The sequence below is a fragment of the Legionella tunisiensis genome, assembly GCF_000308315.1.
GTDB classification, from domain to species: domain Bacteria; phylum Pseudomonadota; class Gammaproteobacteria; order Legionellales; family Legionellaceae; genus Tatlockia; species Tatlockia tunisiensis.
In genome coordinates, this window is the sequence record NZ_CALJ01000121.1 from 1 (window position 1) to 822 (window position 822).

Sequence of the window (822 nt, forward strand, 5' to 3'; positions counted from 1 at the left end):
TGCAAAATTATCATCGGCTGTAGGGTCAACGCCTTCAATGTCTAACAATCGATTGACCACGTCCAGATGGCCGTTTGCAGCCGCCATGCCTAGGGCATAATTATCTAAAGCCATAGGGTCAACCCCATCGGTGTCTAACAATCGGTTGACTACATCAAGATGGCCGTTTTCAGCTGCCCATCTTAGGGCATAATTATTATTCGCTGTAGGGTCAACGCCTTTAACCTCTAACAATCGGTTGACCACGTCAAGATGGCCATTTTCAGCTGCCATTCTTAGGGCATAATTATCTAAAGCCGTAGGGTCAATGCCGTCGATGTCTAGCAATCGGTTGACCACGTCAAGATGGCCGTAGTATGCCGCCACTCTTAGGGCATAATTATCATGAGCTGTAGGGTCAGCTCCTTTTAATAAGGCTATTTCCAACTGTTTTAAGTTGCCGCTTTGGCATGCTTCATAGAGTGGCTTCATTTTTTCCTTGTTATTTAAATCTTGAGCGGAATGCATACTGCTACGCTTAAGATTGATTATAAAATTGTTCATGAAATGACAGATAAACAGTCCTGTTGAAAAAACTTAGGGGCGCTCAACTTAATTAAATCGGATGATTAAGTATTAAAGGCAGTTAAACAGATTTAATGGGTTATCCGGTGCAAGACAGGTCATTAACCGCCACCTAACAATGTTGTAATTGTTTTGTAATGACTCATAATGGCTATGACAAATTTCCAAGTGGTTACGTGTTTTTATGAACTCGGTTAAAAAACACATCTCTTGATTTAAAAGCAGATTTTTATGCTGACCTATTGCGGATAGGCTCTT

At 41.2% G+C, this 822-nt stretch carries 2 protein-coding genes; both read right to left on the reverse strand.

What is annotated here, in order from left to right:
• Nucleotides 1-507, reverse strand: a 507-nt coding sequence (locus BN58_RS23410; protein ID WP_026069352.1) for an ankyrin repeat domain-containing protein, incomplete at its 3' end; no start/stop codon positions are given.
• Nucleotides 508-615: 108 nt separating this feature from the next.
• A partial coding sequence (locus tag BN58_RS33455) for a hypothetical protein (RefSeq protein WP_232220451.1) occupies nucleotides 616-822 on the reverse strand: 207 nt, incomplete at its 5' end.